This is a genomic window from Clostridium sp. (assembly GCF_021443865.1).
GTDB lineage: Bacteria > Bacillota > Clostridia > Clostridiales > Clostridiaceae > Clostridium.
Map to the genome: position 1 here is coordinate 1 of NZ_JABUTB010000164.1, position 2276 is coordinate 2276.

Sequence of the window (2276 nt, forward strand, 5' to 3'; positions counted from 1 at the left end):
ATTTATTTTATCATTTATAAATGCATATGTATGGACATTGCCATCTGGACGAAGCGATGCAATTGATTTTGAGTATTCTGGATGGATAATTGCATCTTCATCTGATAGTATTATAGAATTATTTTCTATGCCTTTTGAGTTTTATCGTAGGTTTATTGGCTTTATTTATTATTTATTTGGTAGAAGTCCATTTCTTATTCAACATATAAGTGTTATTACGGGAACCTTGCTTGTTTACGTAACATATAAAATTGTGTTAGAAATTTATCCGTCAGTTAAATCTGCGAAGTTAGCTGCATATTGCGTTGCTTTTTATCCAGGATTAGCTCAGTTTTCTGCATTTACAAGAAGAGAAAGTTTAATATACTTTTTTTCTTCTCTTTCATTGGTTTATTGTTTAAGATGGTTTAATAAAGGGAAAAGTTCAGCTATTGTTAAGTCTTTTGCTAGTATTCTTATAGGAGCTTTATTTCATTCAGGAGTGATTTTTGTAGCAATACCATATTTGTTTTTTTTCATATTTTACAAGCCGAAGTATCAAAAATGGAATATATCATTAATTAAACTTATTATAAGTGCTATTTTGATTATTTTTATATTTCAATTTGGTGGTGCTCTTTTTAGAAAGATACCAGAAATTTCAGTAGAAGAATTAGGGTCAACTGTTGCCAGAAAAGCTGTTGGTGGTAGAGCTGGATATCTCCATGGTACACAACCTAAATCATGGATAGATGCAATTGTTCAGACACCAATAAGGATAGTATTTTTCTTATTCACACCTTTTCCATGGCAAGTCACAAGTATCACAGATATCTATGGATTTTTATTAGATACGGTACCGATTTATGTGATAGTTTTATATTCAGTATATGAAATGAAGATTATGAGAAAAAATCGTAAGAATTTATTTATATTTATGACTTGTTTTTTATTATTTGCTATAATACCGTATGCTTGGGGGACTTCAAACTATGGTACGGCAATAAGGCACAGACAGAAAATAGTATGGCTACTAATAGCATTTTTTTCCCTTGGATACAATAGAAGAAGGGCAATCAAGGGAAGAGGAGTTGCAAAAAACAGATTTAGCATAACAAAGGTGAGGAGATAATAGATGAAAAAAAAGTTGTTATACGTCATTAATCATTTAAGATCAGGAGCTGTCCCAAATATATTGTTAGACATAACACCATTCATAAAAGAAAACTTTCAGGTAAGTGTTTTAGCATTACAAGAAATAAATTATGATGATAACATTGTTGATAAGTTTAAGAATCAATCTATTAAGGTTGAATCGTTATCATTAAAAAGGAATGATATAGTTAAAGGGTATTATCAATTAAGGCGCTACTTATTAATTCATAAACCTGATTTAATACATTCACATTTGGGGCGTGCAGATTTCTTATCAGCAATATGCAAACCACATGAAAGTAAGCTTATAACAACTTTTCATAGTGTTAAAAGTAATTATAATCCTCTAACTAGATTAGGATACTTCTTTACTGATAAGTATGTTTATACGAGGACGGCTGTATCCAATGCGGTAAGAGATAGTTGGTATAAAAGTAATAAGTTGAAAAATAAAATTAGAACAATATATAATCCAATTGATGTAGATAAATTTACTGAAATTAAACCCAATAGTTCGTTAAAACGAGAATTAGGTGTTAGCGAAAAGGATTTTATAATACTGAATGTTGGAAATTTAAGAAAACAAAAGGGGCAAATATATTTAGTTAAAGCATTAAATATAGTTTTGAAGAAGTATAAAAATGTAAAATTAATTATTGTAGGAAGAAAAGGTGATGCTGAAGAAGATATCATAAATGAAATTAATAAACTTAATTTAAATAATAATGTAATTTTATTAGGATTCAGGAATGATATTCCAGATTTGCTTAAGAATTCAGATCTATTTGTATTTCCATCATTGACAGAAGGATTAGGAATAGCAGTATTAGAAGCAATGGCTGCAAGAATTCCAGTAATAGCTTCAGATATAGATGCTATTAATGAATATGTTACTGATGGAGTAAATGGATTATTAGTAAAATATAATGATATAAATACAATAGCAAAAAAAATAGAATTCCTATTAGAAAATAATAATTTTAAAGAAGAACTGTCTTCAAGTGCGTTTAACAAAGTTATGGAATTGTTTGATTCCGAAACTATAGCTAAACAATATATTGAATTGTATAATGAACTGATTTGATTAAAAAGAAATTAAGCGTGTTATATTGGTTATTAAATATATTTAAACAATAATAGTA

2 protein-coding genes are annotated in these 2276 nt (G+C 28.3%); both read left to right on the forward strand.

Annotated features, from left to right (window positions below; all coding sequences use genetic code 11):
- Positions 1-1111, forward strand: a 1111-nt coding sequence (locus HUJ77_RS15370; RefSeq protein ID WP_291710146.1) for a glycosyltransferase family 39 protein, incomplete at its 5' end; no start/stop codon positions are given.
- A gap of 3 nt (positions 1112-1114) precedes the next feature.
- Positions 1115-2218, forward strand: coding sequence for a glycosyltransferase family 4 protein (locus HUJ77_RS15375; RefSeq protein WP_291710148.1), 1104 nt, complete (start codon positions 1115-1117; stop codon positions 2216-2218).
- The last annotated feature ends 58 nt before the right edge of the window (positions 2219-2276 follow it).

Excerpts from the sequence above, each read along its gene's own strand:
- HUJ77_RS15375 (WP_291710148.1), top strand. The coding sequence starts at position 1,115 with ATGAAAAAAAAGTTGTTATACGTCATTAATCATTTAAGATCAGGAGCT.